This is a genomic window from Amycolatopsis dongchuanensis, from assembly GCF_039542405.1.
GTDB lineage: Bacteria > Actinomycetota > Actinomycetes > Mycobacteriales > Pseudonocardiaceae > Amycolatopsis_E > Amycolatopsis_E sacchari.
In genome coordinates this window covers 1-25,710 of sequence record NZ_BAABIB010000055.1, presented here as the reverse complement: position 1 = coordinate 25,710, position 25,710 = coordinate 1, and the positions used below count along the sequence as shown (strand labels likewise).

Annotated in this window: 23 protein-coding genes; 16 read left to right on the top strand and 7 right to left on the bottom strand. The window is 71.4% G+C overall.

Annotated elements, in window-relative coordinates:
* Positions 1–676: 676 nt before the first annotated feature.
* The 3 genes from ABFX51_RS12100 to cofC all read right to left on the bottom strand — a co-directional run bounded on the left by ABFX51_RS12100 (position 677) and on the right by cofC (position 4,529).
* Positions 677–1,594: an NUDIX hydrolase gene (locus ABFX51_RS12100; protein ID WP_346053789.1), complete on the bottom strand. Its 918-nt coding sequence runs from the start codon at positions 1,592–1,594 to the stop codon at positions 677–679.
* Positions 1,594–3,777 (bottom strand): RNA degradosome polyphosphate kinase, encoded by a 2,184-nt coding sequence (locus ABFX51_RS12095; RefSeq protein ID WP_346053765.1) that lies wholly within the window; start codon positions 3,775–3,777, stop codon positions 1,594–1,596. The genes ABFX51_RS12100 and ABFX51_RS12095 overlap by 1 nt, the downstream gene beginning before the upstream one ends.
* A gap of 116 nt (positions 3,778–3,893) precedes the next feature.
* Positions 3,894–4,529, bottom strand: coding sequence for a 2-phospho-L-lactate guanylyltransferase (cofC, locus tag ABFX51_RS12090; protein WP_428832467.1), 636 nt, complete (start codon positions 4,527–4,529; stop codon positions 3,894–3,896).
* Positions 4,530–4,587: 58 nt separating this feature from the next.
* Between cofC and ABFX51_RS12085 the strand changes: the two genes are divergently transcribed.
* The 3 genes from ABFX51_RS12085 to ABFX51_RS12075 all read left to right on the top strand — a co-directional run bounded on the left by ABFX51_RS12085 (position 4,588) and on the right by ABFX51_RS12075 (position 6,951).
* The gene (locus ABFX51_RS12085; protein WP_346053763.1) at positions 4,588–5,295 is read left to right on the top strand and encodes a lysophospholipid acyltransferase family protein; all 708 of its coding nucleotides are present in this window, start codon (positions 4,588–4,590) and stop codon (positions 5,293–5,295) included.
* A complete protein-coding gene (locus tag ABFX51_RS12080) occupies positions 5,295–6,305 on the top strand; it encodes an NAD(P)H-dependent glycerol-3-phosphate dehydrogenase (protein ID WP_346053762.1) in 1,011 nt (336 codons plus the stop codon). The genes ABFX51_RS12085 and ABFX51_RS12080 overlap by 1 nt, the downstream gene beginning before the upstream one ends.
* A 166-nt stretch (positions 6,306–6,471) precedes the next feature.
* Positions 6,472–6,951 carry a cysteine dioxygenase gene (locus ABFX51_RS12075; RefSeq protein WP_091516373.1) on the top strand — a complete coding sequence of 160 codons (480 nt, stop codon included), beginning with the start codon at positions 6,472–6,474 and terminating at the stop codon, positions 6,949–6,951.
* On the opposite strand, the gene ABFX51_RS12070 is transcribed toward ABFX51_RS12075, so the two are convergent.
* A complete protein-coding gene (locus ABFX51_RS12070; RefSeq protein WP_091516375.1) occupies positions 6,929–7,585 on the bottom strand; it encodes a pyridoxamine 5'-phosphate oxidase family protein in 657 nt (218 codons plus the stop codon). The genes ABFX51_RS12075 and ABFX51_RS12070 overlap by 23 nt on opposite strands.
* A 72-nt stretch (positions 7,586–7,657) precedes the next feature.
* On the opposite strand from ABFX51_RS12070, the gene pdxR reads away from it, so the two are divergent.
* Together pdxR and ABFX51_RS12060 are read left to right on the top strand one after the other, a co-directional pair.
* Positions 7,658–9,028 carry a MocR-like pyridoxine biosynthesis transcription factor PdxR gene (gene pdxR / locus ABFX51_RS12065; protein WP_346053761.1) on the top strand — a complete coding sequence of 457 codons (1,371 nt, stop codon included), beginning with the start codon at positions 7,658–7,660 and terminating at the stop codon, positions 9,026–9,028.
* 36 nt (positions 9,029–9,064) lie between these two features.
* Positions 9,065–10,159, top strand: coding sequence for a D-alanine--D-alanine ligase family protein (locus ABFX51_RS12060; protein WP_346053760.1), 1,095 nt, complete (start codon positions 9,065–9,067; stop codon positions 10,157–10,159).
* An 11-nt stretch (positions 10,160–10,170) separates the two neighbouring features.
* On the opposite strand, the gene ABFX51_RS12055 is transcribed toward ABFX51_RS12060, so the two are convergent.
* Both ABFX51_RS12055 and ABFX51_RS12050 read right to left on the bottom strand, forming a co-directional pair.
* Complete coding sequence (locus ABFX51_RS12055; RefSeq protein ID WP_091516383.1) at positions 10,171–10,710, bottom strand: DUF3515 domain-containing protein; 540 nt, start codon at positions 10,708–10,710, stop codon at positions 10,171–10,173.
* 3 nt (positions 10,711–10,713) lie between these two features.
* Complete coding sequence (locus ABFX51_RS12050) at positions 10,714–10,947, bottom strand: Lrp/AsnC ligand binding domain-containing protein (RefSeq protein WP_091516423.1); 234 nt, start codon at positions 10,945–10,947, stop codon at positions 10,714–10,716.
* A gap of 116 nt (positions 10,948–11,063) precedes the next feature.
* Between ABFX51_RS12050 and ABFX51_RS12045 the strand changes: the two genes are divergently transcribed.
* The 6 genes from ABFX51_RS12045 (at position 11,064) to ABFX51_RS12020 (ending at position 15,444) form a co-directional block, all read left to right on the top strand.
* Positions 11,064–12,035 (top strand): thiamine-phosphate kinase, encoded by a 972-nt coding sequence (locus ABFX51_RS12045; RefSeq protein ID WP_245783421.1) that lies wholly within the window; start codon positions 11,064–11,066, stop codon positions 12,033–12,035.
* Positions 12,036–12,039: 4 nt separating this feature from the next.
* Positions 12,040–12,513, top strand: a complete 474-nt coding sequence (locus ABFX51_RS12040; RefSeq protein WP_091516385.1) for a GNAT family N-acetyltransferase — start codon at positions 12,040–12,042, stop codon at positions 12,511–12,513.
* Between the two features lie 124 nt (positions 12,514–12,637).
* A complete protein-coding gene (locus ABFX51_RS12035; RefSeq protein WP_091516388.1) occupies positions 12,638–13,168 on the top strand; it encodes a gamma carbonic anhydrase family protein in 531 nt (176 codons plus the stop codon).
* A gap of 11 nt (positions 13,169–13,179) precedes the next feature.
* The gene (locus ABFX51_RS12030; protein ID WP_091516390.1) at positions 13,180–13,857 is read left to right on the top strand and encodes a uracil-DNA glycosylase; all 678 of its coding nucleotides are present in this window, start codon (positions 13,180–13,182) and stop codon (positions 13,855–13,857) included.
* A 67-nt stretch (positions 13,858–13,924) separates the two neighbouring features.
* On the top strand, positions 13,925–14,287 hold the full coding sequence (locus ABFX51_RS12025; protein WP_091516393.1) for an effector-associated constant component EACC1: 363 nt from the start codon (positions 13,925–13,927) through the stop codon (positions 14,285–14,287).
* Positions 14,284–15,444, top strand: coding sequence for a caspase family protein (locus ABFX51_RS12020; RefSeq protein ID WP_091516396.1), 1,161 nt, complete (start codon positions 14,284–14,286; stop codon positions 15,442–15,444). Before ABFX51_RS12025 ends, ABFX51_RS12020 begins: the two co-directional genes overlap by 4 nt.
* Positions 15,445–15,449: 5 nt before the next feature.
* On the opposite strand, the gene rpmB is transcribed toward ABFX51_RS12020, so the two are convergent.
* Complete coding sequence (gene rpmB, locus ABFX51_RS12015; RefSeq protein WP_091516398.1) at positions 15,450–15,641, bottom strand: 50S ribosomal protein L28; 192 nt, start codon at positions 15,639–15,641, stop codon at positions 15,450–15,452.
* A 138-nt stretch (positions 15,642–15,779) separates the two neighbouring features.
* Between rpmB and ABFX51_RS12010 the strand changes: the two genes are divergently transcribed.
* The 5 genes from ABFX51_RS12010 to ABFX51_RS11990 all read left to right on the top strand — a co-directional run bounded on the left by ABFX51_RS12010 (position 15,780) and on the right by ABFX51_RS11990 (position 25,485).
* A complete protein-coding gene (locus tag ABFX51_RS12010) occupies positions 15,780–17,357 on the top strand; it encodes a DAK2 domain-containing protein (protein ID WP_346053759.1) in 1,578 nt (525 codons plus the stop codon).
* A 3-nt stretch (positions 17,358–17,360) separates the two neighbouring features.
* The gene (recG, locus tag ABFX51_RS12005) at positions 17,361–19,514 is read left to right on the top strand and encodes an ATP-dependent DNA helicase RecG (RefSeq protein WP_346053758.1); all 2,154 of its coding nucleotides are present in this window, start codon (positions 17,361–17,363) and stop codon (positions 19,512–19,514) included.
* A gap of 58 nt (positions 19,515–19,572) precedes the next feature.
* Entirely contained in the window at positions 19,573–20,505 is a 933-nt protein-coding gene (locus ABFX51_RS12000) for a S8 family peptidase (protein ID WP_346053757.1), read from the top strand.
* Positions 20,506–20,692: 187 nt separating this feature from the next.
* Entirely contained in the window at positions 20,693–24,067 is a 3,375-nt protein-coding gene (locus tag ABFX51_RS11995) for a pyruvate carboxylase (protein ID WP_091516408.1), read from the top strand.
* Between the two features lie 125 nt (positions 24,068–24,192).
* Complete coding sequence (locus ABFX51_RS11990) at positions 24,193–25,485, top strand: class I SAM-dependent methyltransferase (RefSeq protein ID WP_428832469.1); 1,293 nt, start codon at positions 24,193–24,195, stop codon at positions 25,483–25,485.
* Positions 25,486–25,710: the final 225 nt, after the last annotated feature.

Here is a 25,710-nt window from a genome sequence, read left to right as displayed (position 1 = left end):
AGGCAGGGCGGGCGAGCCCGACGGCGGGAAGACCCCAGTAGGGCCGGGGGAAGCCAGGCAGGGCGGGGAAGCCCGATGGGCGGGGGCAAGCCTAGTGGGCGGGGAAGCCGGACCGGGCGAGGGAAGCCCCTGGGTAAGGGGAAGCCGGCAGGAAGTCAGGCGGGCAGCGCCATAGGGGCGCGAGCCGCCCGCGCGGCGGGAAGTCCTCCTGCCGGTGGAAAGCCCAAGGCGGGCGGTGACAAGCCCCTACGGCGAGAGGCCCCTGGCGCCGGGTGAAGACTTGGCATGGCGGCAGAACTCCCGTGGCAGAAGCTCACAAGGCCAGGAGCGGCCCGGTGGCCGAAAGCCCCTACGCCCCCAGAGCAGCCAACACCACCCGCCTCAGAAGCCCCACACCGCCTGAGAAGCCCCGCAGAAGCCCCCCGCGCCGCCGCAGAAGCCCGCCCACACCGCTCCCAAGCCCTCCAGCAGCCGGAACCCCGACCACCGCGCCCCAAAACCCACCCCACCGAAATCCCCCACCCCCAGCCCCGAAAGCGCTCACAGCAACCCCACCCCCCTCGGGAATGGACCCCCGCGAGTACCAAACCCCGGCCCGCTATATCCCCGCCCCGGACCCCCTTTCCGGACGTTCGAAAGGCCCCCGGAAAAGCCGCCGCGAACAATGCGCCAAACGTCAGGACCGGGTGGCGCTGGGATGGGGAAGTGCGGTCGGGTGGTAGTCCGCCGCCACGAGACGGGGGCCGCCGTTGGAACCGGGCGCGCTGAACGACAGCACCCAGACCGAACCCTTCTTGCTCGGCACACCGCCGTTCTTGCCCGTCGGCAACGGCAGGCCCGCCGCCAGCCGCGACACGACGTCCGGGATCACGCCACCCTGGCTGCACACGGCAGGCGTGCCCCCGCCCGCCGCGATCGCCAGCAGCCGCGCCAGTCCGCGGTCCGGCTCCGCCCAGTACGTCTCCTCCGCCAGCAACGGCTCCTGCACGACCTCCGCCCCGAGGTCCTCCGCGAGCCCCCGCACCGTCTGCACACAACGCAGCCTCGGCGCCGAGAACACCCGGTCCACACCGAACAACGGCAGCAAGCGCCGCAGCGCCTCCGCCTGCCGCTGCCCCGCCGGCGAAAGCGGGCGCAGGTCGTCGTCGCCGTTCCACTCCTCCCGCTTGCCCGCCTTCGCGTGGCGGACGAGCAGCAGGGTGCCCAGCGCGGCCGGCAGCGCCCTGAACTCCGCCAGCACCGCCACATCCGTCTCGTACGTCAGCACGTCCGCCGCCTCGCCCACGGGCAGCCAGCGCAGCTCGTCGACCTCCTCGTTCGGGGAGAACGCCCCAGCACCGGCACGAGCGCTGTAGTACTCGACGACCTTCTCCTCGCCGCGCACGGGATACCGCACGACCCGCAGCCGCCGCCCGAGCACGACACCGAACCCCGTCTCCTCGGCCAGCTCCCGCACCGCCGCGGCCGGGAACGTCTCACCGGGGTCGAGTTTCCCCTTCGGCAACGACCAGTCGTCGTAGCGCGGCCGGTGCACGACCGCGACCTCCGTGCCCCGCTCGCCGTCCCGCCAGAGCACCGCCCCCGCCGCGGAAATCACCCCTGTGCCCCGTGGCGGACGAGCAGCTCGACCTGGTGGTCACGCACGTTAGAACCCTCGGCGGGCGAGGGCGACCACTCGCCGGTGGACGTCAACACCCAGCAGCGCGTGGCCGGGTCGAGCGCCGAGTCCAGCACCTGCTCCAGCTGCGCCGTCAGTTTCGGGTCCTTCACGCACACCAGCGCCTCGATCCGGCGGTCGAGGTTGCGGTGCATCATGTCGGCGCTGCCGATCCAGTGCGTGCCCCCGGCGCGGAAGTGGAAGATCCGCGAGTGCTCCAGGAACCGGCCGAGGATCGAGCGCACCGTGATGTTGTCGCTCAGCCCCGGCACACCCGGCTTCAGCGCGCAGATCCCGCGCACCACGACCTGCACCGGTACACCCTGCTGCGACGCGCGGTACAGCCCGTCGATGACCTGCTCGTCCACCAGCGAGTTGCACTTGATGCGGATGCCCGCCTGCTTGCCGGCGTGCGCGTGCTCGATCTCCTCGCCGATGAGCCGCAGGATGCCGCGGCGGATGCCGTTGGGGGAGGTGAGGATGTTGCGGTAGGTCTCCTGCCGCGAGTACCCGGTGAGCACGTTGAACAGGTCCGTCAGGTCCGCGCCGATCGCCGGGTCGGCGGTCAGCAGCCCGAGGTCCTCGTACAGGCGCGCGGTCTTCGGGTTGTAGTTGCCCGTGCCGATGTGGCAGTAGCGGCGGATCGTCGAGCCCTCCTGCCGCACCACCATCGCGATCTTGCAGTGCGTCTTGAGCCCGACGAGCCCGTACACGACGTGCACGCCGGCGCGCTCCAGCGTGCGGGCCCACGTGATGTTGGCCTCCTCGTCGAAGCGCGCCTTGATCTCCACGAGCGCCACGACCTGCTTGCCCGCCTCGGCCGCGTCGATGAGCGCGTTCACGATGGGGGAGTCGCCCGAGGTGCGGTACAGCGTCTGCTTGATCGCCAGCACCTTGTCGTCGGCCGCGGCCTGCTCGATGAACCGCTGCACGCTCGTGGAGAACGAGTCGTACGGGTGGTGCACCAGCACGTCACCCTCGCGCAGGGTGGCGAAGACGCTCTTCGGCGTCTCCCGCTCCGCGAACGCCGGGTGCGTCGCCGGCACGAAAGGGCGGTCCTTGAGCTCCTTGCGGTCCAAACTGGACAACTGGAGCAGGCAGGTCAGGTCGAGCAGGCCCGGCACCTCGACCACGTCGTGCGGGTCCACCTCCAGCTCCCGCAGCAGCAGGTCGAGCATGTGCTCGCTCATGTCCTGCGCGACCTCCAGCCGCACCGGCGGGCCGAACCGCCGCTGCGCCAGCTCGCGCTCCAGCGCCTGCAGGAGGTCCTCGTCGCGGTCCTCCTCGACCTCGAAGTCGGCGTTGCGGGTCACGCGGAACACGTGGTGCTCGGTGACCTCCATGCCGGTGAACAGCTCACCGAGGTGCGCGGCGATGAGCTCCTCCAGCGGCAGGAACGTCGCCCGCCGGCTCTCCCGTTGCTGCTCCACCCGGATCAGCCGCGGCACGTTGTTCGGCACCTTGACGCGCGCGAACCGTTCCGTGCCCTCCTCCGGGTCGCGGACCGTGATGGCGAGGTTGAGCGAGAGGCCCGAGATGTAGGGGAACGGGTGGGCCGGGTCGACGGCGAGCGGCGTGAGCACGGGGAAGATCTGCTCGCTGAAGTAGTGCGACAGGCGCAGCTGGTCGGCCGCGTCGAGGTCGGACCAGCCGACGATGTGGATGTCGTGCTCGGCCAGTTCGGGGCGGACGTGCTCCTCGAAGGCCAGCGTGTGCCGCTCCACCAGGTCCTGGTTGCGCTTGGCGATGTAGGCCAGCTGCTCACGCGGGGTCAGCCCGTCCGCGCTGCGCACGGGCAGCCCGGTCTCGTCGCGGCGCTTGAGCCCGGCGACCCGCACCATGTAGAACTCGTCCAAATTGGACGCGAAGATCGCCAGGAACTTGGCCCGCTCCAGCAGCGGCTGGGAGGCGTCCTCGGCGAGCGCGAGCACGCGCGCGTTGAAGTCCTGCCAGGACAGTTCGCGGTTGAAGTACCGGTCGTCGGGCAGTGACTCGCCGCTCGCCGCCACGGGCGCGGTCACCGCGGGCGGCGCGGAGGGCACGGCGCGGAACTGTGTGCCCCTGCTGTCGTCGGTAGCGGGTGCGGTCGTGTCCGGGGTGGTGCTCTCTTCGCTGCTCACACCCGCATTGTTCCTCACTTCGCCCTTGTTCGCCGCTACGCCGATCGCCGCATTCAGCACAGCGCTGGTGAAACGGACAGTGATCTTCAGAAGTTGCCCCAGTGGTCGCGGGAAGTTCACGCGGCGCTCCCCTCGCAGAGCAGTTGCCCGGTGTGCCGCCCGAGGCCCAGCTCCCCGGCTCGTGCCAGGTCGGCGGGGGTGTCCACATCGCGCCGGAGGCTCGGCGCGGGCAGGCCGAGCGGGACCGCACCCGTCGCCGCGTGCGCGAACGCCGAGCCGGCGCCGAAGCGCGGTTCCAGTGCCGCGCCCGGTGCGGACAGCAGGAGTGTGGTGCCGGTGCCCGCCGCGTCGGCGGCGAACGCCCGGCGGCCGTCCGCTTCGGCGAGCGCGGCCGCCAGTTCCTCCGGGCGCAACGCGGGCAGGTCCGCCTGCAGCGCGCCGACGACCGCGGCCGAGTCGTCCGCGCGCAGCAGCGCCTCGCCCCGGCGCAACGCGGCGTTGAGATCACCGGCCCCGTGCTCGCCGACGACCTCCGCGCCGGTTTCGCGGAGCGTGGCGACGGCGGCGGGATCGGCGGCGACGACGAGCACCCGCCGCACCACGGACACCGCCGCGGTGACCGTGTCCGCGGCCAGGGCCAGCACCAACGCCGGGTGCCGGGCGTCGGCGACCGCGCCGCGGAGGCGCGACTTGCCCAGCCGCGGCGGCTTCAGCGGCACGATCAGGTCGACGGGGACGGGCACGGCCCCCATCTTTCCCGATGCCGCCCCCTAGGATCAGCCGGTAGCAGCACAGACCACAGGAGGAGCTTTGTCCGGTCGCGAGAAGGGCGGGTTCTGGGTCGGATTCGCCGCCGCCCTCTTCTACCCCGTCACGTACCTGGCGCGCCGCGTGTACGAGGGGGGCGACCGCATCCCGCTCGAGGGCGGGGCCCTCCTGGTGATGAACCACGTCTCCCACATGGACCCCGCGGTCGACGCGGTGTTCGTGCACCGGCAGAAGCGCGTGCCGCGGTTCCTGGGCAAGGACAGCCTCACGCAGGTGCCGGTGTTCGGCAAGATCTTCCTCGGTGCCGGCAGCATCCCGGTCTACCGCGGCACCAGCAGCGCGGGGGACAGCCTGCGGGCCGCGCACCAGGCGCTGCGGGACGGCAAGGTCGTCGTGATCTACCCCGAGGGCACCATCACCAAGGACCCCGAGGGCTGGCCCAAGCGCTCGTACACCGGCGTCGCGCGGCTGGCGCTCGGCAGCGACGTGCCGGTCATCCCGATCGCGCGCTGGGGCACCAGCGAGATCCTGGACTTCTACCACAAGAAGATCCGCCTCTTCCCCCGCAAGACGATCACGCACAAGGTCGGTGAGCCGGTCGACCTTTCCGCCTACCGCGGTCAGGAACCCACCGCGGCGGTGCTGCGCGAGGTGACGGAGCTGCTGATGGACCGCGTCACGGAGCTGCTGGCGGAGATCCGTGGCGAGGAGCCGCCGTCGAAGAAGCCGGAGCCGGCGGACGGGCAGTGATGGACGTCCAGCGCATCACGGTGCTCGGGGCGGGGTCGTGGGGCACGGCCTTCGCGAAGGTGCTCGCGGACGCGGGCCGCGACGTGACGATGTGGGCGCGCCGCGAGGAGGTGGCGGCGCGGATCCGGGACGAACACGCCAATCCCGGGTACCTGCCGGACATCCGGCTGCCCGGCAACCTCACGGCGACGGCGGACGCGGCGGAAGCACTTGACGGCGCCGAAGCGGTGGTGCTGGCGGTGCCGAGCCAGAGCCTGCGCGCGAACCTCACCGGCTGGCGCGAGCTGCTGCCGCCGGACGCGATCCTCGTCAGCCTCGCGAAGGGCGTGGAACTGGGCACGCGCAAGCGGATGAGCGAGGTGATCGCGGAGATCTCGGGCAGGGCGGAACACGAGATCGTCGTGGTGTCCGGCCCGAACCTGGCGCGGGAGATCGCGCAGGAGCAGCCCGCCGCGGCGGTGCTGGCGTGCAGTGACCACGAGCGCGCGGTCGCGATCCAGCACGCGTGCGCCACCGCGTACTTCCGGCCGTACACCAACACCGACGTCGTCGGCTGCGAACTGGGCGGGGCGTGCAAGAACGTCATCGCGCTCAGCTGCGGAATGGCGACGGGCATGGGTTACGGCGCCAACACCACGGCCACGCTCATCACGCGGGGCCTGGCCGAGATGGCCCGGCTGGGCGCGAAACTCGGGGCGGACCCGTTGACGTTCGCCGGGCTAGCGGGGGTCGGTGACCTCGTCGCGACGTGCTCGTCCCCGTTGTCGCGCAACCGCACCTTCGGGGAGCGGCTCGGCCGCGGGGAAACGGTGGAGCAGGCCCAGCGCGCGACGGGCGGGCAGGTCGCGGAGGGCGTCATGTCGTGCTCGTCGATCCGGGAACTGGCCCAGACCAATGGCGTCGACATGCCCCTGACCGACGCGATGCACCGCGTGTGCCACGAAGGACTGGACCCCAGGGAAGCCGGGGCCGAACTCCTGGGCAGGCAGAAGAAGCACGAGTGGTCCTGAGGATTTCCGGGCAGTGATCCGGCGCCCCCGGGTTCCACTCACTGGGAACGAGTTGCCGGGGGCGGCCGGGCCTGGTTTCCTGGGCGCCATGTTCGCGCTGTGTCCCTGTCGCTGATCCACCCCAGCGACCCCTTTTTCCCTTTTTCACCCCGAGGACACAGCACCCATGTTCGCCGTTCCGGACAACACCGTCGCCCTGGCCGAAAAGCCCGCGCTGCGCCACCCCGTGCGCGTCGCACTCGAGTACGCCGCCGACCGCGACCGCTGGCGGGACCTGCTCCGCTACGACCCCGACCAGCGCTTTTCCACGCGCATCGCCGGTGACGAGCACGAAGAGGTCTGGCTCATGGGCTGGCTGCCCGGCCAGCACACCGACCTGCACGACCACGCCCGCGCCACCGGCGCCTTCACCGTCGTCAGCGGCGGTCTCACCGAGACGGTCGCGCGGCGCGCGCCGGACGGCCGCCCGGTGACCGAGCTGCACGTGCTGTCCGCCGGGCAGTCCCGCGTGTTCGCCCCCGGCTACGTGCACCAGGTGCGCAACGAGGGACCGGACCCGGCGATCAGCATCCACGTGTACCGCTCGGGTGGCCGCGCGATGCGGCCCTACCACCTGGACCCGGTCAGCGGCCCCGTGCGCGACTGACGTGCGGCGGCACCGGGAAGTCCGCGGGCACGTAGTCCGCGGGCACCGGGGCGCCGAAGGTGGTCTGGACCGGTACCACCCCCGCCCACACGCCGGTGGCGTCCACGTCCTCCGGCTCCTCGCCCGGACCACCGCTGCGGATCTTCACCGACGCCTCCTCGAGCCCGATGGCGAGCACCGACACCGACGCGAACTCCTTGGGGTTGACCGCCCGCGCGTGCTGCCACGAGCCCGGCGTCAGGTGCTCGGTCACGACCTTCAGGCCGTGCATCTTCTCCTCGGGATCGGTGACCAGCCGCGCCTGCCCGTGCACGACGGCGCTGCGGTAGTTCATCGAGTGGTTGTTCAGCGAGCGCGCGTACACGAGCCCGTCCAGCAACGTGACCGTGACGCACACGTCGATCCCCGTCGCGGCCGCGCGGAGGTTGCCCGCGCCCGTCGAGCCGTGGAAGTAGAGGGTGTCACCGTCGCGGCCGTACCCGGTGGGCAGCACGACGGGTGAGCCGTTCAGCACGAGCCCCAGGTGGCAGATGAGCGCCTCGTCCAGCACGTCGTAGAGCGCCTGGCGGTCGGTGGCGGCGCGGTCCTTCTTGCGGGTCAGCGTGCTGCGGGGCGTGGGCGAAAGCGTGCTCATGCTCCCAGCCTGCCTGGCGTAGTGGACCGGTAGAATAGCCACTATCGGCCCATTTGAAAGGTCCACTTTGGCATGACGCACTCCGGTACCGCTCTGCCCGTGACGCTCGACCGCGAGTCCCCGGTGCCGCTCGCGGTGCAACTCGCCGACGCCTTGCGCGAGTCCGCGGCCGGCGGTCACCTGCGGGGCGGCGACCGGCTGCCCTCCACGCGCGCGCTCGCCGAACGGCTCGGCGTCAGCCGGACCGTGACTTCCGCGGCGTACGAACAGTTGCACGCCGAAGGCTGGATCGCCGGGCGGCACGGTTCGGGCACCTACGTCACGACGTCACCGCCCAGCGACCGTCCCGTCCACCGCACGGTACCGGGGGAGCAGCACGAACCCGACGGAGTTCTGGACCTCACCCCGGGCACGCCGTGGGCGGCTGGTCTGGACCGCGCCGCGTGGCGCCGCGCGTGGCGGGCCGCCGCCGACGCGCCGCCGTTGTCCCGCGCGCACCGCGCCGGCCTGCCGGACTACCGCGCGGCGATCGCCGAACACCTGCTGCGCCACCGCGGGCTCGCCGTCGGCACGGATTTCGTGCTCGCCACCGGCGGCACGACGGCGGCCGTCGTCGAACTCGCCGGCGCGGTCTTCGAGTCCGGTGACGTGGTGGCCGTCGAGGAACCGGGGTACCAGCGCGCGGTGCAGGCGCTGCGGTCGGCGGGGCTGACGGTCGTGGGGGTGCCGGTGGACGAGGAGGGGCTGCGGCCGGACGCGATTCCCCCTGGCGTGCGGGCGGTCTACTGCTCGCCCGCGCACCAGTACCCGATGGGCAGCAGGATGAGCGCGGGCCGCCGGGTGGACCTGGTGGAGCGCGCCCGCCGGGAGAACCTGCTGATCATCGAGGACGACTACGACGGCGAGCTGCGTTTCGACGTCGCCCCGTTGCCGCTGCTCGCCGCGCTCGCCCCGGACGTCGTCGCGCACCTGGGCACCACGAGCAAGATCCTCACCCCGACGCTGGGCGCGGGCTGGATGGTCGCACCGCCCGCGGTCACCTCGGCAGTGCTGGCCTACCGCGACCGGACCGGCACCCGCCCTTCGCCCGCGGGGCAGCGGGTGCTGATCGAGCTGGCGCGGCACGGGGATCTGGGACGGCACCTGCGGAAGCTGCGGCGTGAGCTGTCCGAGCGGCGGATGCTGCTGGTTTCGGCGCTGCGGGCCGGTGGGGTGCCGGTGCTGGGGGACGAGGCGGGCGCACACCTGGTGGTACCACTGGATTCCCCGGCGGCCGAGCGGGAGCGGTTGCGTGCCGCGGAACGGCGGAACATCCTGCTGGACGGGCTTTCCCGGCATTTCGCGGGTACCCCCACCGCATCCGGTGTGACGATCGGGTACGCCGGCTGTTCGCGGGAAGCCCTGCGTGACGCACTGGATGTCCTGGTGGAATTACTGCGCTGAGCCTGTGACGGCAAGCGCCCGGTAGGGTGACGGCTCATGACGGATCGAAAGACGCGGGTTGCCGTGGTGTTCGGCGGCCGCAGCACCGAGCACACCATCTCCTGCGTCTCCGCCGGCAGCGTGCTGGCGCACCTCGATCCGGACCGGTTCGAGGTCGTGCCGATCGGCATCACCAAGGAGGGCGGCTGGGTGCTGGGCACCTCCGACCCGGAGCGGCTGAGCATCCGCGGTTCGGAGCTGCCGACCGTCGACGAGACCGGCCAGGCGCTCGTGCTCGCCGGTGACCCGACGCGGCACGAACTGGTGTCCGTCGAACCGGGCGCGGCCGCGCTCGGTGGCGTCGACGTCGTGTTCCCCGTGCTGCACGGCGCTTTCGGCGAGGACGGCACCATCCAGGGGCTGCTGGAGCTGGCCGGGCTGCCCTACGTGGGCGCCGGGGTGCTCGCCAGTGCCGCGGCGATGGACAAGGAGTACGCGAAGAAGCTGCTGGCGGCGGAAGGGCTTCCGGTGGGCGAGTACGTGGCGCTGCGCCGCGGCGAGTCCACCGTCAGCGAGGCCGACCGCGAACGGCTCGGGCTGCCGGTGTTCGTGAAGCCCGCGCGCGCCGGTTCGTCCATCGGGATCAGCAAGGTGACCGACTGGGCGCAGCTGGACGACGCGATCGCGCTGGCCCGGGAGACGGACCCGAAGGTGCTGGTCGAGGCCGCGGTCGTGGGGCGCGAGGTCGAGTGCGGGGTGCTGGAGTTCCCCGACGGGCGCGTCGAGGCGTCGCTGCCCGCGGAGATCCGGGTGCTGTCGAACGACGAGAGCGCCTGGTACGACTTCGAAACCAAGTACCTCGGTGAGGACGCCGAGCTCGACATCCCCGCGAAGCTCGACGACGTGGTGACCGAGCGGCTCCGCGAGCAGGCCGTGCGGGCCTTCCACGCGCTGGACTGCCAGGGCCTGGCCCGCGTGGACTTCTTCGTGGGCGCGAACGGTGAGCTGACGGTCAACGAGGTCAACACGATGCCCGGCTTCACGGCGACGTCGGCGTACCCGAAGATGTGGGCCGTCACGGGCCTGGACTTCCGCACCCTGCTGACGACGCTGATCGACACCGCGCTCGCCAGGGGCACCGGCCTCCGCTGACCGGCGCCGCGCTAGAAGCGCAGCGGCACCGCGGGGAGCTTGGCGGCCACGAGGTCCGAGATGGTCTGCAGCGGCCCGGTCCCCGCGGAGTCCGGGACCGTGAGCGCGACGTAGACGTTGCGGTCGACGACGTACCACGTCGAGGTGCCGTCGCCCTCGATCGGGAGCCATTGGACGCCCGAGACCGTCCGCAGCTGGGAGGTCTGCGTCAGCTCGGCCGGGCGGTCGATGCCGCAGCGCAGCACGATCGCGTCGGGGGCGCCCCATGCCACGGTCGCCGGCGGCGCGGGCTCGGCGATCTCCCTCCGGTTCAGCGTCGTGCCGTTCGACGTCAGCTGCGCGGGCAGCGCGGGCACGAGCGTGGCGCACTCCGGCGAGTCCGCCTGGGAGGCCGGCACGGTCACGAGCGCGAGCGGGCCATCGGCGGGTTTGTCCTGTTCGGAGCGTGTGACCAGGCTGAGCACGGCGACGCCCGCCGCGAGCGCCACGGCCAGCACCGCGGCGAGCACGAGCACGCGCCGCGGCGGGGCGCCGGTCTGTTCTTCGGGCACGGTCTAGAGGTGTACCACCGGGCAGGTGAGGGTGCGGGTGATGCCCTCCACGCCCTGCACCTTCGCGACGACGAGCTGTCCGAGCTGGTCGACGGTGTCGGCCTCGGCGCGCACGATCACGTCGTACGGGCCCGTCACGTCCTCGGAGGTGGTGACGCCGGGGATGCCCGAGATCTCCGCCGCGACCGCCGCGGCCTTGCCGACTTCGGTCTGGATGAGGATGTATGCGTGGACCACGGCGCGCCCCTTCGTCTTCTTCGTCGCCCTCACGGTAGGAACGTGGGAAGAACCTACCCCAACGGGGAGACCATAGGTCATCCGACTTTCCGACTTACGAGGGACGGAGCAGGCGAGTGTCGTCACAGCACGTGCCGAACGGCAGCACCGTCGCCGAACTGGGTGAGTTCGGTCTCATCCGGGCGGTGACGGAGAACAGACGACAGCCGGAGAGCACGCTGCTCGGGCCGGGTGACGACGCGGCGGTGGTCGCCGCGGCCGATAGCCGGGTCGTCGCCAGCACCGACGTGCTGGTCCAGGGCGTGCACTTCCGGCTGGACTGGTCCACCCCGCAACAGGTCGGCCGCAAGGCGGTCGCGGTGAACCTCGCCGACATCGCGGCGATGGGCGCGGTGCCGACGGCGGTGCTCGTGGGGCTGGCGTGCCCCGCCGACACGCCGGCCGACCTGGTGCGGGGCCTCACCGACGGCATGTGGGAGGAGGCCGCGGGCGCGGGCGCGGGTGTCGTGGGCGGGGACATGGTGCAGGCCGATCAGCTCGTGGTGAGCATCACGGCCCTCGGTGACCTGCGTGGGCGAGCGGCGATCACGCGTTCGGGTGCCCGGCCCGGTGACGTCGTCGCGGTGTGCGGACGGCTCGGCTGGGCCGCGGCGGGACTCGCCGTGCTGCACCGCGGTTTCCGCTCGCCGGTCTCGGTCGCCAACGCCCAGCGCTTCCCCGAGCCGGTGTACGCCGCCGGTCCCGCCGCGGCGAAGGCCGGCGCGACGGCGATGATCGACGTGTCGGACGGCCTGCTCGCCGACCTCGGGCACATCGCCGAGGCCTCGGGCGTCGGCATCGACGTGCGCACCGAGCTGCTCGACGTGCACCCCCGGCTCGTCGAGGTCGGCACGGCGCTGGGCGCGGACCCGCTGCACTGGGTGCTCACGGGCGGTGAGGACCACGCGCTCGCGGCGACCTTCCCGCCGTTCGCGGACCTGCCGGAGGGCTGGCGGCGCATCGGCGCGGTGACGATGCCGGATTCCGGGGTCACGGTCGACGGAGCCGCGTACGCCGGGGAAAGCGGTTGGCAGCACTGGTTAAGTTGATCGCGTGGACCTGCGTGTGACCCCTTTCGACGCTCCCGACGCCGTCAAGCTGACCGAGGAGGTTCAGCAGGAGTACGTCGTCCGCTACGGCGGCCCCGACGAGACGGCCGTCGATCCCGCGGAGTTCGCGCCGCCGCGCGGGCTGTTCCTGGTGGGCTACCTCGACGGCGCCCCGGTGGCGTGCGGCGGCTGGCGCACGCACGAGGAGCCGCCGCCGGGACTGCTGCCGGGCGATGCCGAGTTCAAGCGGATGTACGTCGTGAAATCCTTGCGTGGCAACGGTTTGGCGCGGGCGGTGCTGGCGGAGCTGGAGCGCACGGCGGCCGCGGCGGGGCACCGGAGGGCCGTACTGGAGACGGGCCAGAAGCAACCCGAGGCGATCGCGCTGTACCGCTCGTCCGGCTACGAGGAGATCCCGAAGTTCGGCTACTACCGGGACGACGAACTGAGCCTGTGCCTCGGAAAGGCGCTGGGCTGAGGTCACTCCTCGCCGGAGGTTCCGTTGCACCTGCGTCCCGGCGACCCACGAGCACCCTGCGGTGCGAGTGCTATGCACTCGTCGTAGAGAACAGCGTGCCCAGAGCCTTCACGAAAGGAACCGCATGGCCATCTACGCGCTCGGCGACCGCGTCCCCCGCATCCACCCCCAGGCCTACGTCCACCCGGACGCGACCGTGATCGGCGACGTGCGGATCGGCGCCTACGCGTCGGTCTGGCCGCAGACCGTGCTGCGCGGGGACCACGGCTACATCGAGGTGGGGGAGCGGTCGAACATCCAGGACGGCTGCGTCGTGCACTGCACCGCCGAGGACCCCACGATCCTCGGGCCCGGCTCGGCGATCGGGCATGCCGTGCACGTCGAGGGCGCGCGGATCGGCAGCGGCTGCCTGATCGCGTCGGGATCGGTGGTGCTCAACGGAAGCGTCGTCGAGGACGGCGGCATGGTCGGGGCGGGCGCCGTCCTGTCGTACCGCTCGCACGTGCCGTCCGGGCACATCGCGCTCGGCGTGCCCGCGAAAACCCGGCCGAACTCGTCGTTCGGGGCGGAGCAGATCCAGCGCGTGGTGGACGGGTACGTGGAGCGCGCGAAGGTGTTCCGAGCCGAACTCCGGCGGCTCGACCCGGCGGACTAGAGTCGCGGGCCGTGGCTGCGAAACCGTTGGCGGAAGTGGTGGAAGCGGGCTGGGCTGAGGCGCTGGCGCCGGTCGGCGACCGGATCGCCGCGATGGGCGACTTCCTGCGGGCGGAGATCGCCGCCGGCAGGCGGTACCTGCCCGCGGGGGAGCACGTGCTGCGGGCTTTCCAGCAGCCCTTCGCGGACGTGCGGGTGCTCATCGTCGGCCAGGACCCGTACCCGACGCCCGGCCACCCGATCGGCCTGTGCTTCGCGGTGGCGCCCGACGTGCGCCCGCTGCCCAAGAGCCTGATCAACATCTTCCAGGAGTACTGCGCGGACCTCGGCTACCCGCCACCCGCCAACGGCGACCTCACGCCGTGGACCGAGCAGGGCGTGCTGCTGCTCAACAGGGCGCTGACCGTGCGCCCCGGCTCGCCGAACTCGCACAAGGGCAAGGGCTGGGAGGAGATCACCGAGCAGGCGATCCGCGCACTGGCCGAGCGCGGCGGCCCGCTGGTGGCGATCCTGTGGGGTTCGCAGGCGCGGAGCCTGAAGCCGCTGCTGAAGGGGGTGCCGTGCATCGAATCGGTGCACCCCAGCCCGCTTTCGGCGCACAACGGGTTCTTCGGCTCGCGGCCCTTCAGCCGCGCGAACGAACTGCTGGAACAGCAGGGCGGCAAGCCGATCGACTGGAAATTGTCCTGATTCCGGACAACGAGCTGTCCATCGAGTACGCTGAGTTCCGATTTCGAGCCGATCAACAGGAGCCGGCGTGCTGGGGAGTGTGGAATTCCGTTGCGCGGAAGCGCCGGAAGAGCTGCGGTCGCTGGAGAAATGGCTGACACCCGCTCGTGAGCTGCGTGGCCGGACACGGCTGGGGCACGCCGCCATCGCCGAGGGGGAAATGGGAGGAGCGCTCGAAGTCCTGACCGTCGGCCTCGGCAGCGGAAGTGCGCTGACGGTCCTGATCCAGAGCGTGTTCTCCTGGCTGGAGCGCCGCCGGGCCGGCTCGACCATCAAACTCAAGCTCAAGCAGCCGGACGGCCGCGAGGCGGACCTGGAGATCGACGGTGCGCAGCAACCAGACGCCATCGTCGAACGCGTCTTCGATTTCTTCGGCGAACGGCGGCGATGAGCAGATATCCGGACGGCGCCCGATCCCGGGTCGTTCTGATCGGAACGAGCGATTACGAGCGGCATCCCTCCCTGCAGAACCTGCCCGCGGTCAGGAACAACCTCAGTGGTCTCCACCGCGCCTTCGTCGAAGCACCGGGTGCGGTGTTCGATCACCTCGGCTGCACTGTCGTCGACAGTCCTGACTCACCGCGAAGCCTGCTCGTCCGGCTCCGCCGGGCCGCGGAGACAGCCGAAGACGTCCTCCTCGTCTACTACGCAGGGCACGGGGTGCTCGACCGGAACGGCGATCTGCACCTGACGGTCCGGGAAACCGATCCGGACCCGTACGGGATCGACGGCACCGCGGTGCCCTTCGCCACGGTCAAGAAGATCATCGAGGACAGCCCGGCTCAAGTGCGAGTGCTGGTTCTGGACTGCTGCTTCTCCGGGCGTGCCGTCGGTGCCATGTCGGCGCAGTCCGCCGCTGCCGAGCAGGTCGAGGTGGCCGGCACCTACATCCTCACGTCCAGCCAAGCGGACCGGGTTTCCCTGGCGGTTCCGGGTGAGCGCTACACGGCTTTCACCGGTGAGGTGGTGAGGTTGCTCACCGAAGGGGACGGTTCGCTGACCCTGCACGAGCTGGATCGACAGTTGCGGGTCGCACTGGCGAAGAAGGGTTTGCCCCGGCCGATGGCCCGTGCGGACGACACCAGCCAGGATCTCCTGGTCAAGAAGCCTTTCGCCGCTCCTGCCCCGGCGGAACCCGTGCCGGTCACCGCCGCGGCACCGCCGAAGCCGGCGGATGCGGTACCAGTGGCGTTCGTGCCGCCCGTCGCGCCTCCCGCGGCAACGGCGTCCGAGGTGCACCAGCCTGCCGCGGCGCCGGCGGAGCCCGTGCGGGCCAAGGTGATCGGAGCCGCCTGGGAGGGTCTTCTGTGGGCAGCGGGAGTTTTCGGTTTGCTTATGGTCGCGACCGGCCTGTCGGAGCTGGCGACCAACCCCGAGCCCAAGGGAGGGGTCGCCCTGTCCGTCGTGATGGTGATCCTCTTCGCGGCCTTGAGCGCGGGCTGTGGTTACGGCATCGTCAGGCGACGCCGCGGGAGGCACTGGGAAGTCGTCCCCCCGGGCACGCCAAAAGGCCCGGGGGACGGCAGTCTCCCCGGGCCTGGAAGCTGATCAGATCAGCCGCGGACGACCTTGCCTGCCTTGAGGCACGAGGTGCACACGTTCAGGCGCTTGCGCTGGGACACACCGACCTTGGCATGGACGGTCTGGATGTTCGGGTTCCAGCGGCGGTTGGTACGCCGGTGGGAGTGCGAGACCGCCTTGCCGAAGCCGGGTCCCTTGCCACAGACGTCGCACACGGCAGCCACGTCGAACTCCTTTGACATTCAGGGAAGACAAACCACGCCCAGCGGGGCCGGGCAACTCGACCATAGTAACGACTGTCCGCACCGCTCCCGCGCCCGGGTCGATACGCTGCCGGGAACCGGGGTGAGGAGGTCGGCGAAGTGCGGGCGTTGGACGGGGCTGCGGTGGTGGCCTGGGCGTCGGCGTGCGTGCACAGCCTCGACGTGCTCCGGCCCGCCATCGACGGCATCAACGTGTACCCGGTGGCCGACTCCGACACCGGCTCCAACCTGCTCCACACCATGATCGGGGCGCGGGCGGCGCTCGCCGAGCCGACGGCGGGCGCGGGGGAGGCGCTGACCGTGCTCGCCCGCGGTGCCGTCCGCAGCGCCCGCGGCAACTCCGGCGTCATCCTCTCCCAGGTCCTGCGCGGGCTCGCCGAGGCCGCGGACGGCCGTGCGGAGCTGGACGGCGAGGCGCTGGCGCAGGCTCTCGTGCACGCGGACCGCGTCGCCACGGACGCCGTCGCCCGGCCGGTCGCGGGCACGATGCTCACCGTCCTGCACGCGGTCGCCACCGCCGTGCGGGGCCAGGACCTGCACGAAGTCGTCACGACGGCAGCCAAGGCCGCGTCGGAGGCGCTCGAACAGACCCCGCAGCAGCTGCCCGTCCTCGCGTCGGCGGGTGTCGTCGATGCGGGCGCGAGGGGGCTCGTCGCGGTCCTCGACGCTCTCGCCGGTGTGGTCACGGGAACGGCGACCGAGCCCGTCCACTCCTGCGAAGCGCACACGGAGTCCGAGGACGCCGAGCCCGCGCCGTACGCGTGGGAAGTGATGTACCTCCTCGACGAGGCCGTCGAGGACGACCTGCCCCAACTCCGTCACGCGTTGAGCGCGCTCGGCGACAGCGTGACGGTCGCGGGTGACGGCTCCGGCGCGTACGCGGTGCACGTCCACTGCGCCGACATCGGCGCCGCCATCGAGGCCGGGCTGGAAATCGGCCGCCCGCGCGGCATTCGCGTAGAGCCGCTCATCACGCCGACGCCGATCGAAGCGCCCTCGGGGCCCGACCGCACCGTCGTCGCCGTCGTGCGAGGCGAGGGTCTCGCCGAGTTGCTGCGCGAAGAGGGCGTCGCGGTCCTCGCGGCGCCTCAGGGCACGAAGCCGAGCGTGGCGGAAATGCTGGGCCTGGTCACCGACCGCGCTGTCGGCCACATCACGATCCTCGCCGGCGATCCGCAGCTCACCGAGGCCGCGGACGAGACGGCCGCGCACGCCATGATCGGCGACCGGGAGGTCGTCGTCATCCCGTGTGCCTCCCCGGTCCAGGTGCTCGCCGCGCTCGCCGTGCACGACCCCGGACGCCGCGTGAACGACGACGTCGTGGCCATGGCGGAGGCCGCGGCGGCGACGCGGCGTGGCGAACTCGTGGTCGCCGAAGAGGAGTCGATAACCTGGGTGGGGCTGGCGCACCCCGGCGACCTCGTCGGGTTCGTCGACGGTGAGGTCGTGCTGGTGGAGCCGCTGTCGGAGGAGAACCTGGTGACCGCGGCGATGACGGTGCTGCGGCGGATGCTGGCGGTCGGCGGCGAGCTGGTCACGGTGCTGACCGGCGCCGCGGCGCCCGAGGGGGTGGCGCGGGAGCTGGCGGACCGGCTGCGCGAGGAACGGCCGGAGGTCGAGTTCGCGAGCTACCCCGGCGGCCAGACCGAAGCGGTGCTGCTGATCGGCGTGGAGTAGGAAATGACAGTCCTTGGCGACAAGCTGACCCCGTTGCTGGGCAAGAAGACGGCGACGGCACTGGACGAGGCCCTCGGCATCGTCACGGTCGGCGACCTGCTGCGCCACTACCCGCGCCGCTACGCCGAACGCGGCGAGCTGACCGACATCGCGGGGCTGGAGATCGGCGAGCACGCCACCGTGATGGCGCGCATCGAAAAGGTCAACAAGCGCCGGATGCGGAACAAGCCCGGGTGGATCCTCGAAATGACGATCACCGACGGGTACCGCAGGCTGGAGTGCGCGTTCTTCGGCAACGCCCACCAGCGCGAGCGGGAGCTGCAGCTGGGCAAGACGGGCCTGTTCGCAGGCAAGGTCACCGCGTTCCGCAACAAGCTGCAGCTGGCCAACCCCGAGTACCAGATGCTCGACGAGAACAACGAAAGCGCCATGGACGACTTCGTCGGCGCGATCATCCCCGTGTACCCGGCGGCGTCGGGGGTCCCGTCGTGGTCCATCGCCCGGTGCGTGCGGCAGGTGCTGGACACACTGGAGCGCGAACCGGACCCGATGCCGGCCGAACTGCTCAAGCGCTACGGCTTCCTGGAGCTCTTCGACGCGCTGCACGCCATCCACCGCCCGCAGGACCAGCGCGCGCTGGAGGCCGCGCGCGAGCGGCTCAAGTGGGACGAGGCGATGGCGATCCAGCTGATCTTCGCGCAGCGCCGGTTCTCCGCCGTGTCACGGCCCGCGCCCGCGTGCCCGCCGAAGCCGGGCGGCCTCCTCGAAGCGTTCGACCAGCGGCTGCCGTTCGAGCTGACGAGCGGGCAGCGCGAGGTGGGCGAGCACATCGGCGCCGACCTGTCCGGCGAGCACCCGATGAACCGGCTGCTGCAGGGCGAGGTCGGCAGCGGCAAGACCGTCGTCGCGCTGCGGGCGATGCTGCAGGTGGTCGACGCGGGCCGCCAGGCGGCGATGCTCGCGCCCACCGAGGTGCTGGCGGCGCAGCACGCGCGGTCGTTGCGGGAGATGCTCGGCGAGCTGGGGCAGGCGGGTGAGCTGGGCGCGGCGGAGCAGGCCACGAAGGTCACGCTGCTCACCGGGTCGATGTCGGCCAAGGAGCGCAAGCAGGCGCTGCTGGACGCGGCGAGCGGCGCGGCGGGCATCGTCGTCGGCACGCACGCGCTGATCCAGGACACGGTGTCCTTCGCGGACCTGGGGTTCGTGGTCGTGGACGAGCAGCACCGGTTCGGCGTCGAGCAGCGGGACGCGTTGCGCACGAGGGGTGCGAACGACACGAGCCCGCACGTGCTCGTGATGACGGCGACGCCGATCCCGCGCACGGTCGCGATGACGGTGTACGGCGACCTGGAGACGTCGGCGCTGCGCGTGATGCCGGTGGGCCGTTCGCCGATCTCCACGACCGTCGTGCCGGTCGCCGAGAAACCCGCGTGGCTGGACCGCGTGTGGCAGCGGGTGCGCGAGGAGGTCCAGAAGGGGCACCAGGCGTACGTCGTGTGCCCGCGCATCGGGGACGAGCCGCCGTCGGACAAGAGCGACAAGCGGCCGCCGCTCGCGGTGCTGGACGTCGCCGCGGAGCTGGAGGCCGGGCCGCTCGCGGGGTTGCGGATCGGCGTGCTGCACGGGCGGCTGCCCACCGACGAGAAGGACGCCGTGATGCGGGCCTTCGCCGCGGGGAAGCTGGACGTGCTCGTGGCGACGACGGTGATCGAGGTCGGGGTGAACGTGCCGAACGCGACCGCGATGGTGATCATGGACGCCGACCGGTTCGGGGTGAGCCAGCTGCACCAGCTGCGTGGCCGTGTCGGCCGGGGCAGCGTGCCCGGCCTGTGTCTGCTGGTCACGGAGGCGATCGACGGGACGTCCACGCGGGAGCGGCTGGCCGCGGTGGAGTCCACAACGGACGGTTTCGAACTGTCCCGGCTGGACCTGGAACTGCGCCGCGAGGGCGACATCCTGGGGGCCGCCCAGTCCGGCAAGCGGTCGAGCCTGAAGCTGCTGTCGTTGCTGCGGGACGAGGAGATCATCGCCGAGGCGCGGGAGCGGGCGCAGGAGGTCGTGGCGGAGGACCCGTCACTGGCGAAGCACCCCGGGCTGGCGCACCTGGTGGCCTCCGTCGTCGACGACGAGCGGGCTGAGTACCTGGAGAAGACGTAGTCCCCTGATGGTGGGACAGCGTTTGTGCCCTGTGGGTGAGCGGTTCACGCTGCCGGATGTGAACAGGTTTCCGGCGCGCACCGCGATCTCGTTGCTCCTGACCCTCGCCGCCACGTTCTCGGCGGCGGCGCCGGCGCTGGCCGACTCGGGCCGGCAGGACAACCCGCCGAGCTGGGGCCTGGACCGCATCGACCAGCGTGACGGGGCCACCGACCACCTGTACCGCTATGACACGACGGCCGACCAGGTGACGGTGTACGTCATCGACACCGGCGTGGACGCGACGCAGCCGGAGTTCGGCGGGCGTGTGCAGCCAGGGCAGAACTTCGTCGACGGCAACACGGACACCACCGACCGCAACGGCGACGGCACGCGGCTGGCGAGCATCCTCGGTGGCAGTGAGTACGGCGTCGCGAAGGGCGTGCGGATCGTGCCGGTCAAGGTGCTCGACGACAGCGGGAACGGGAACCTGCTGAGCATCATCTCGGGCATCGGCTGGGTCGCGCAGAACGCGGCGCAGCCCGCGGTCGCGATGCTCGGCATCGGCGGACCCGGAAACGACCAGCTGGACACGGCCGTGAAAGCGCTCGCCGGGGTGATGCCGGTGGTCGTGCCGGCGGGCTGGGCGTCGGCGGACGTGTCGACGTCGTCGCCGGGCCGGGTGCCGGAGGTGCTCACGGTCGGCGCGATGGACGTCAACGGTGCCGTCGCGCCGAAGTCGAACTTCGGGGCGGGGATCGACCTGTACGCGCCCGGGGTGGACATCCCGTCGGCCGCGCCGGGCGGCCCGGTCACGACGTCGGGCACCTCGATGGCGGCGGCGTTCGTCGCGGGCGCGGCGGCGCTCTACCGCGCGCAACACCCGTCCGCGACGCCCGCGGAGGTCGCGTCGGCGGTCGTCGCCAACGCCACGACGGGCGTGCTGACCGGTGTCCCCCAGGGCACGCCGAACCGGCTGCTCTACACCGGCTCCGCGGCCCAAGCGGGCTGAATCCGGAGTCCACTTCGGGCGCGGGCGCCAGTACCACAGCGCATGCCGGACCGGCTCGTCTGCACCGTTTCCGAGACCGTTTCCGAAGGTGGATGACGTCCATCACCCGGGACAGAACTCCCGCGTCACGGGATCGGCAAGGTAACGTCAGCCATCCACCGATCCAACTCCAGAGGAAGGACCGGGCATGTTCCGGAAGGTACTCGTCGCCAACCGTGGCGAGATCGCCATCCGTGCCTTCCGCGCCGGCTATGAGCTGGGCGCGGGCACGGTAGCGGTGTTCCCGTACGAGGATCGCAACTCACTGCACCGGCTGAAGGCCGACGAAGCCTACGAGATCGGCGTCCAGGGCCACCCCGTGCGCGCGTACCTGTCCGTCGACGAGATCGTCGGCGCGGCGCGCAAGGCCGGTGCCGACGCCATCTACCCCGGTTACGGCTTCCTGTCCGAGAACCCGGACCTCGCGCTGGCCTGTGAACGGGCCGGGATCACCTTCATCGGCCCCAGCGCGGAGATCCTGGAACTGACGGGCAACAAGGCCCGCGCCGTGGCCGCGGCCCGCGAGGCCGGCGTGCCCGTGCTCGGGTCCTCGCAGCCGTCGACCGACGTGGACGCCCTCGTCGCCGCCGCCGACGAGATCGGGTTCCCCGTGTTCGTCAAGGCCGTCGCCGGTGGTGGCGGGCGCGGTATGCGGCGCGTGGACGACCCCGCGCACCTGCGCGAGTCGATCGAGGCCGCCTCGCGCGAGGCCGAGTCCGCGTTCGGCGACCCCACCGTGTTCCTGGAGAAGGCCGTTGTCGACCCGCGCCACATCGAGGTGCAGATCCTCGCGGACGGCGAGGGCAACGTCATCCACCTCTTCGAGCGCGACTGCTCCGTCCAGCGGCGGCACCAGAAGGTCATCGAGCTGGCCCCCGCGCCGAACCTCGACCCCGAGACCCGCGAGCGGATCTGCAACGACGCCGTCGCGTTCGCCCGCCGGATCGGCTACCGCAACGCCGGCACCGTCGAGTTCCTGCTCGACAAGAACGGGCAGCACCACTTCATCGAGATGAACCCGCGCATCCAGGTCGAGCACACGGTGACCGAGGAGGTCACCGACGTCGACCTCGTGCAGTCGCAGATGCGCATCGCGTCCGGCGAGACGCTCGCGGACCTCGGCCTGTCGCAGGACAAGGTCTACCTGCGGGGCGCCGCGATGCAGTGCCGCATCACCACCGAGGACCCGGCCAACGGGTTCCGCCCGGACACCGGGATGATCAGCGCCTACCGCTCGCCCGGCGGCTCCGGCATCCGGCTCGACGGCGGTACGGCGTTCGCGGGCACGGAGATCAGCGCGCACTTCGACTCGATGCTCGTCAAGCTCACCTGCCGCGGGCGTGACTTCAAGACTGCCGCGAACCGCGCCCGCCGCGCGCTGGCGGAGTTCCGCATCCGCGGTGTCGCCACGAACATCCCGTTCCTGCAGGCCGTCCTGGACGACGAGGACTTCCGCAACGGCCGCGTGACGACGTCGTTCATCGAGGAGCGTCCGCACCTGCTCACCGCGCGGCACTCCGCCGACCGCGGCACGCGGCTGCTGACCTACCTCGCCGACGTCACCGTGAACAAGCCGCACGGCGAGCGCCCGCGCCTGATCGACCCGGCGAGCAAGCTGCCGGAGCTGCCCAGCGGCGAGCCGCGGGCCGGGTCGAAGCAGAAGCTGACCGAGCTGGGCCCGGAGGGTTTCGCGCGCTGGCTGCGGGAATCGCCGACGATCGGGGTCACCGACACGACGTTCCGCGACGCGCACCAGTCGCTGCTGGCCACCCGCGTCCGCACGAAGGACCTGCTGGCCGTCGCGCCGGTCGTGGCGCACACCCTGCCGGAGCTGCTGTCGCTGGAGTGCTGGGGCGGCGCGACCTACGACGTGGCGCTGCGGTTCCTCGCGGAGGACCCGTGGGAGCGGCTGGCGCGGCTGCGTGAGGCGGTGCCGAACATCTGCCTGCAGATGCTGCTGCGCGGGCGGAACACCGTCGGCTACACGCCCTACCCGACCGAGGTGACGAACGCCTTCGTCGAGGAGGCCACGAACACCGGGATCGACATCTTCCGGATCTTCGACGCCCTCAACGACGTCGAGCAGATGCGCCCGGCGATCGAAGCCGTGCGGGAGACCGGCAAGGCCGTCGCCGAGGTCGCGTTGTGCTACACCTCGGACCTGTCGGACCCCGGCGAGAAGCTGTACACGCTGGACTACTACCTCAAGCTGGCCGAGCAGATCGTCGGTGCCGGTGCCCACGTGCTGGCGATCAAGGACATGGCGGGCCTGCTGCGCGCGCCGGCCGCGGCGAAGCTGGTTTCCGCGCTGCGCAAGGAGTTCGACCTGCCGGTGCACATCCACACGCACGACACGGCGGGTGGCCAGCTGGGCACGTACCTGGCGGCGATCAACGCCGGGGCGGACGCCGTGGACGGCGCGGTCGCGTCGATGGCGGGCACGACGTCGCAGCCGTCGCTGTCGGCGATCGTCGCCGCGACGGACCACTCCGAGCGGCCGACGGGCCTGAGCCTGCGGGCGGTCGGGAACCTGGAGCCGTACTGGGAGATCGTGCGCAAGATCTACGCGCCGTTCGAGGCGGGGCTCGCATCGCCGACCGGGCGCGTGTACGACCACGAGATCCCGGGCGGTCAGCTGTCGAACCTGCGCACGCAGGCGCGGGCGCTGGGGCTGGGTGACCGCTTCGAGGAGATCGAGGCGATGTACGCGGCGGCGGACCGGATCCTCGGTCACCTCGTGAAGGTCACGCCTTCGTCCAAAGTGGTCGGTGACCTCGCGCTGCACCTCGTGGGCGCGGGGGTCTCACCGGAGAAGTTCGAGGCGGAGCCCAACCGCTACGACATCCCGGACTCGGTGATCGGGTTCCTGCGCGGCGAGCTGGGCGACCCGCCCGGCGGCTGGCCGGAGCCGTTCCGCACCAAGGCGCTGGAGGGCCGTGCCGAGCGGAAGCCGGTCGCGGAGCTGTCCGCCGAGGACCGCGAGGCGCTCGCGACGGACCGTCGCCGGACGCTGAACCGGCTGCTGTTCCCCGGGCCGACGAAGGAGTTCGAGGCGCACCGGGAGGCCTACGGTGACACGAGCGTGCTGCCGAGCAAGGACTTCTTCTACGGGCTGCGGCCGGGGGAGGAGTACCAGGTCGACCTGGAGCCCGGGGTGCGGCTGCTCATCGAGCTGGAGGCGATCGGCGAGGCCGACGAGCGCGGGATGCGCACGGTGATGTCCACGCTGAACGGGCAGCTGCGGCCGATCCAGGTGCGTGACCGGTCGGTGGCCTCGGACCTGCCCACGGCGGAGAAGGCGGACAAGGCCAACCCGAAGCACGTGGCCGCGCCGTTCGCCGGGGTCGTCACGCTTTCGGTGCGCGAGGGTGACGAGGTGGCCGCCGGTGCCACGGTCGCCACGATCGAGGCGATGAAGATGGAGGCGTCCATCACCGCCGCGACGGGCGGCAAGGTGGCCAGGCTCGCCATCAACTCGGTGCAGCAGGTCGAGGGCGGCGACCTCCTGCTGGTGCTGGAGTAGCAGAACGGCCGTGTGCTTTCCCGCGGCATTGCTGTGGGAAAGTACACGGCCGTATTTCCGGCAGTTCGGGCGAATCACCTCGCGGACCTTCGCGTGAACTCCGTGTGAGTGCTTGAATGAGGTACGTGGTGACCTCGCGAAATGCTGCCGCCGAATCCGTCTACGGTTTGGTCCGTGCGGTCCTGGGCGGCGAAATCCCGCTCCGTATCCGCTGCTGGGACGGGAGCGAGGCCGGTCCGCCGGACGCGCCCGTGCGGCTGGTGCTGCGGCGGCGCCGGGCCCTGCGCAGGCTGGTGTGGGCGCCCAACGAACTGGGCATCGCCCGGTGTTTCGTCTCGGGCGATCTCGACGTGGAATCGGATTTCTTCGAGAGCCTTTCCCACCTGGAGCGGGTTGTCGGCTCGCAGTCCGGGACGCTGGACGTGGACGGCGCGGTCAAGTGGGACGTGATCAAGACCGGGCTGCGGCTGCGTGCGTTCGGCCTGCCGCCGAAGCCGCCCACGGAGGAGATCCGGCTGGGTGGCCGGCTGCACTCGAAGCGCCGTGACGCGGAGGCGATCAGCCACCACTACGACGTCGGCAACGACTTCTACGCCCTCGTGCTGGGCCCGTCGATGACGTACTCGTGTGCCGTGTGGGGCGAGGGGGTCACCTCGCTGGAGGAGGCGCAGACCGCGAAGGTCGACCTCGTGGCGCGGAAGCTGGGGCTGCGCGAGGGCATGCGGGTGCTCGACGTCGGCTGCGGCTGGGGCACGTTCGTCATCCACGCGGCGCGGGAGTACGGCGCGCGGGCCGTCGGGGTCACGCTGTCGCAGGCGCAGGCGGATTTCGCCCGCAAGCGCGTCGCGGAGGAAGGCCTGTCGGACCTGGTGGAGATCAGGGTCCAGGACTACCGCGACGTGCGGGACGGCCCCTACGACGCGATTTCGAGCATCGGCATGGCGGAGCACGTGGGCCAGTCGATGCTGCCCACCTACGCGAAGGCGCTGTACGACCTGCTGAAGCCCGAGGGCAGGCTGCTCAACCACGCGATCTCGCGGAAGGCGGGCGTCCCGGGCCGCACGACGGACAAGACGTCGTTCATCAACCGCTACGTCTTCCCGGACGGCGAACTGGAGCCGGTCAGCGTCATGGCGGGCGCGATCGAGGAGGCCGGTTTCGAGATCCGGGACGTCGAGGCGCTGCGTGAGCACTACGCCCTGACCCTGCGCGCGTGGGTCGCGAACCTCGAAGAGCACTGGCAGGACGCGGTCCGCCTGACGAGCGAAGGCAGGGCACGGGTCTGGCGCCTGTACATGGCGGCTTCGGCGCTCACCTTCGAGCGGGGTTCGATCGGCGTGAACCAGGTACTGGCCGTGAAGACCAGCGACAAGGGAAAGTCAGGATTCCCAAGGACCAGGACGGCACTGCTGTCGTAAGACAGCCCCCGAGAGTTGGGTGATCATCCCGTCGCCTGAAACCGGTGGATCACTTTGAGGAGCAGCCGCAACCTTTTTGCTCGCTTGCGGTTGCCTCGCCAAGCTTGCGGCTGGTCCTCAAAGTGATATGCACAAACCGCAGGCGACGGGATGATCACTCAACTCGGCCACCCACCCCAGGTGAGATCCCTTTGGGCCCCGATCATCCTGGAGCCTGCCCGCCGG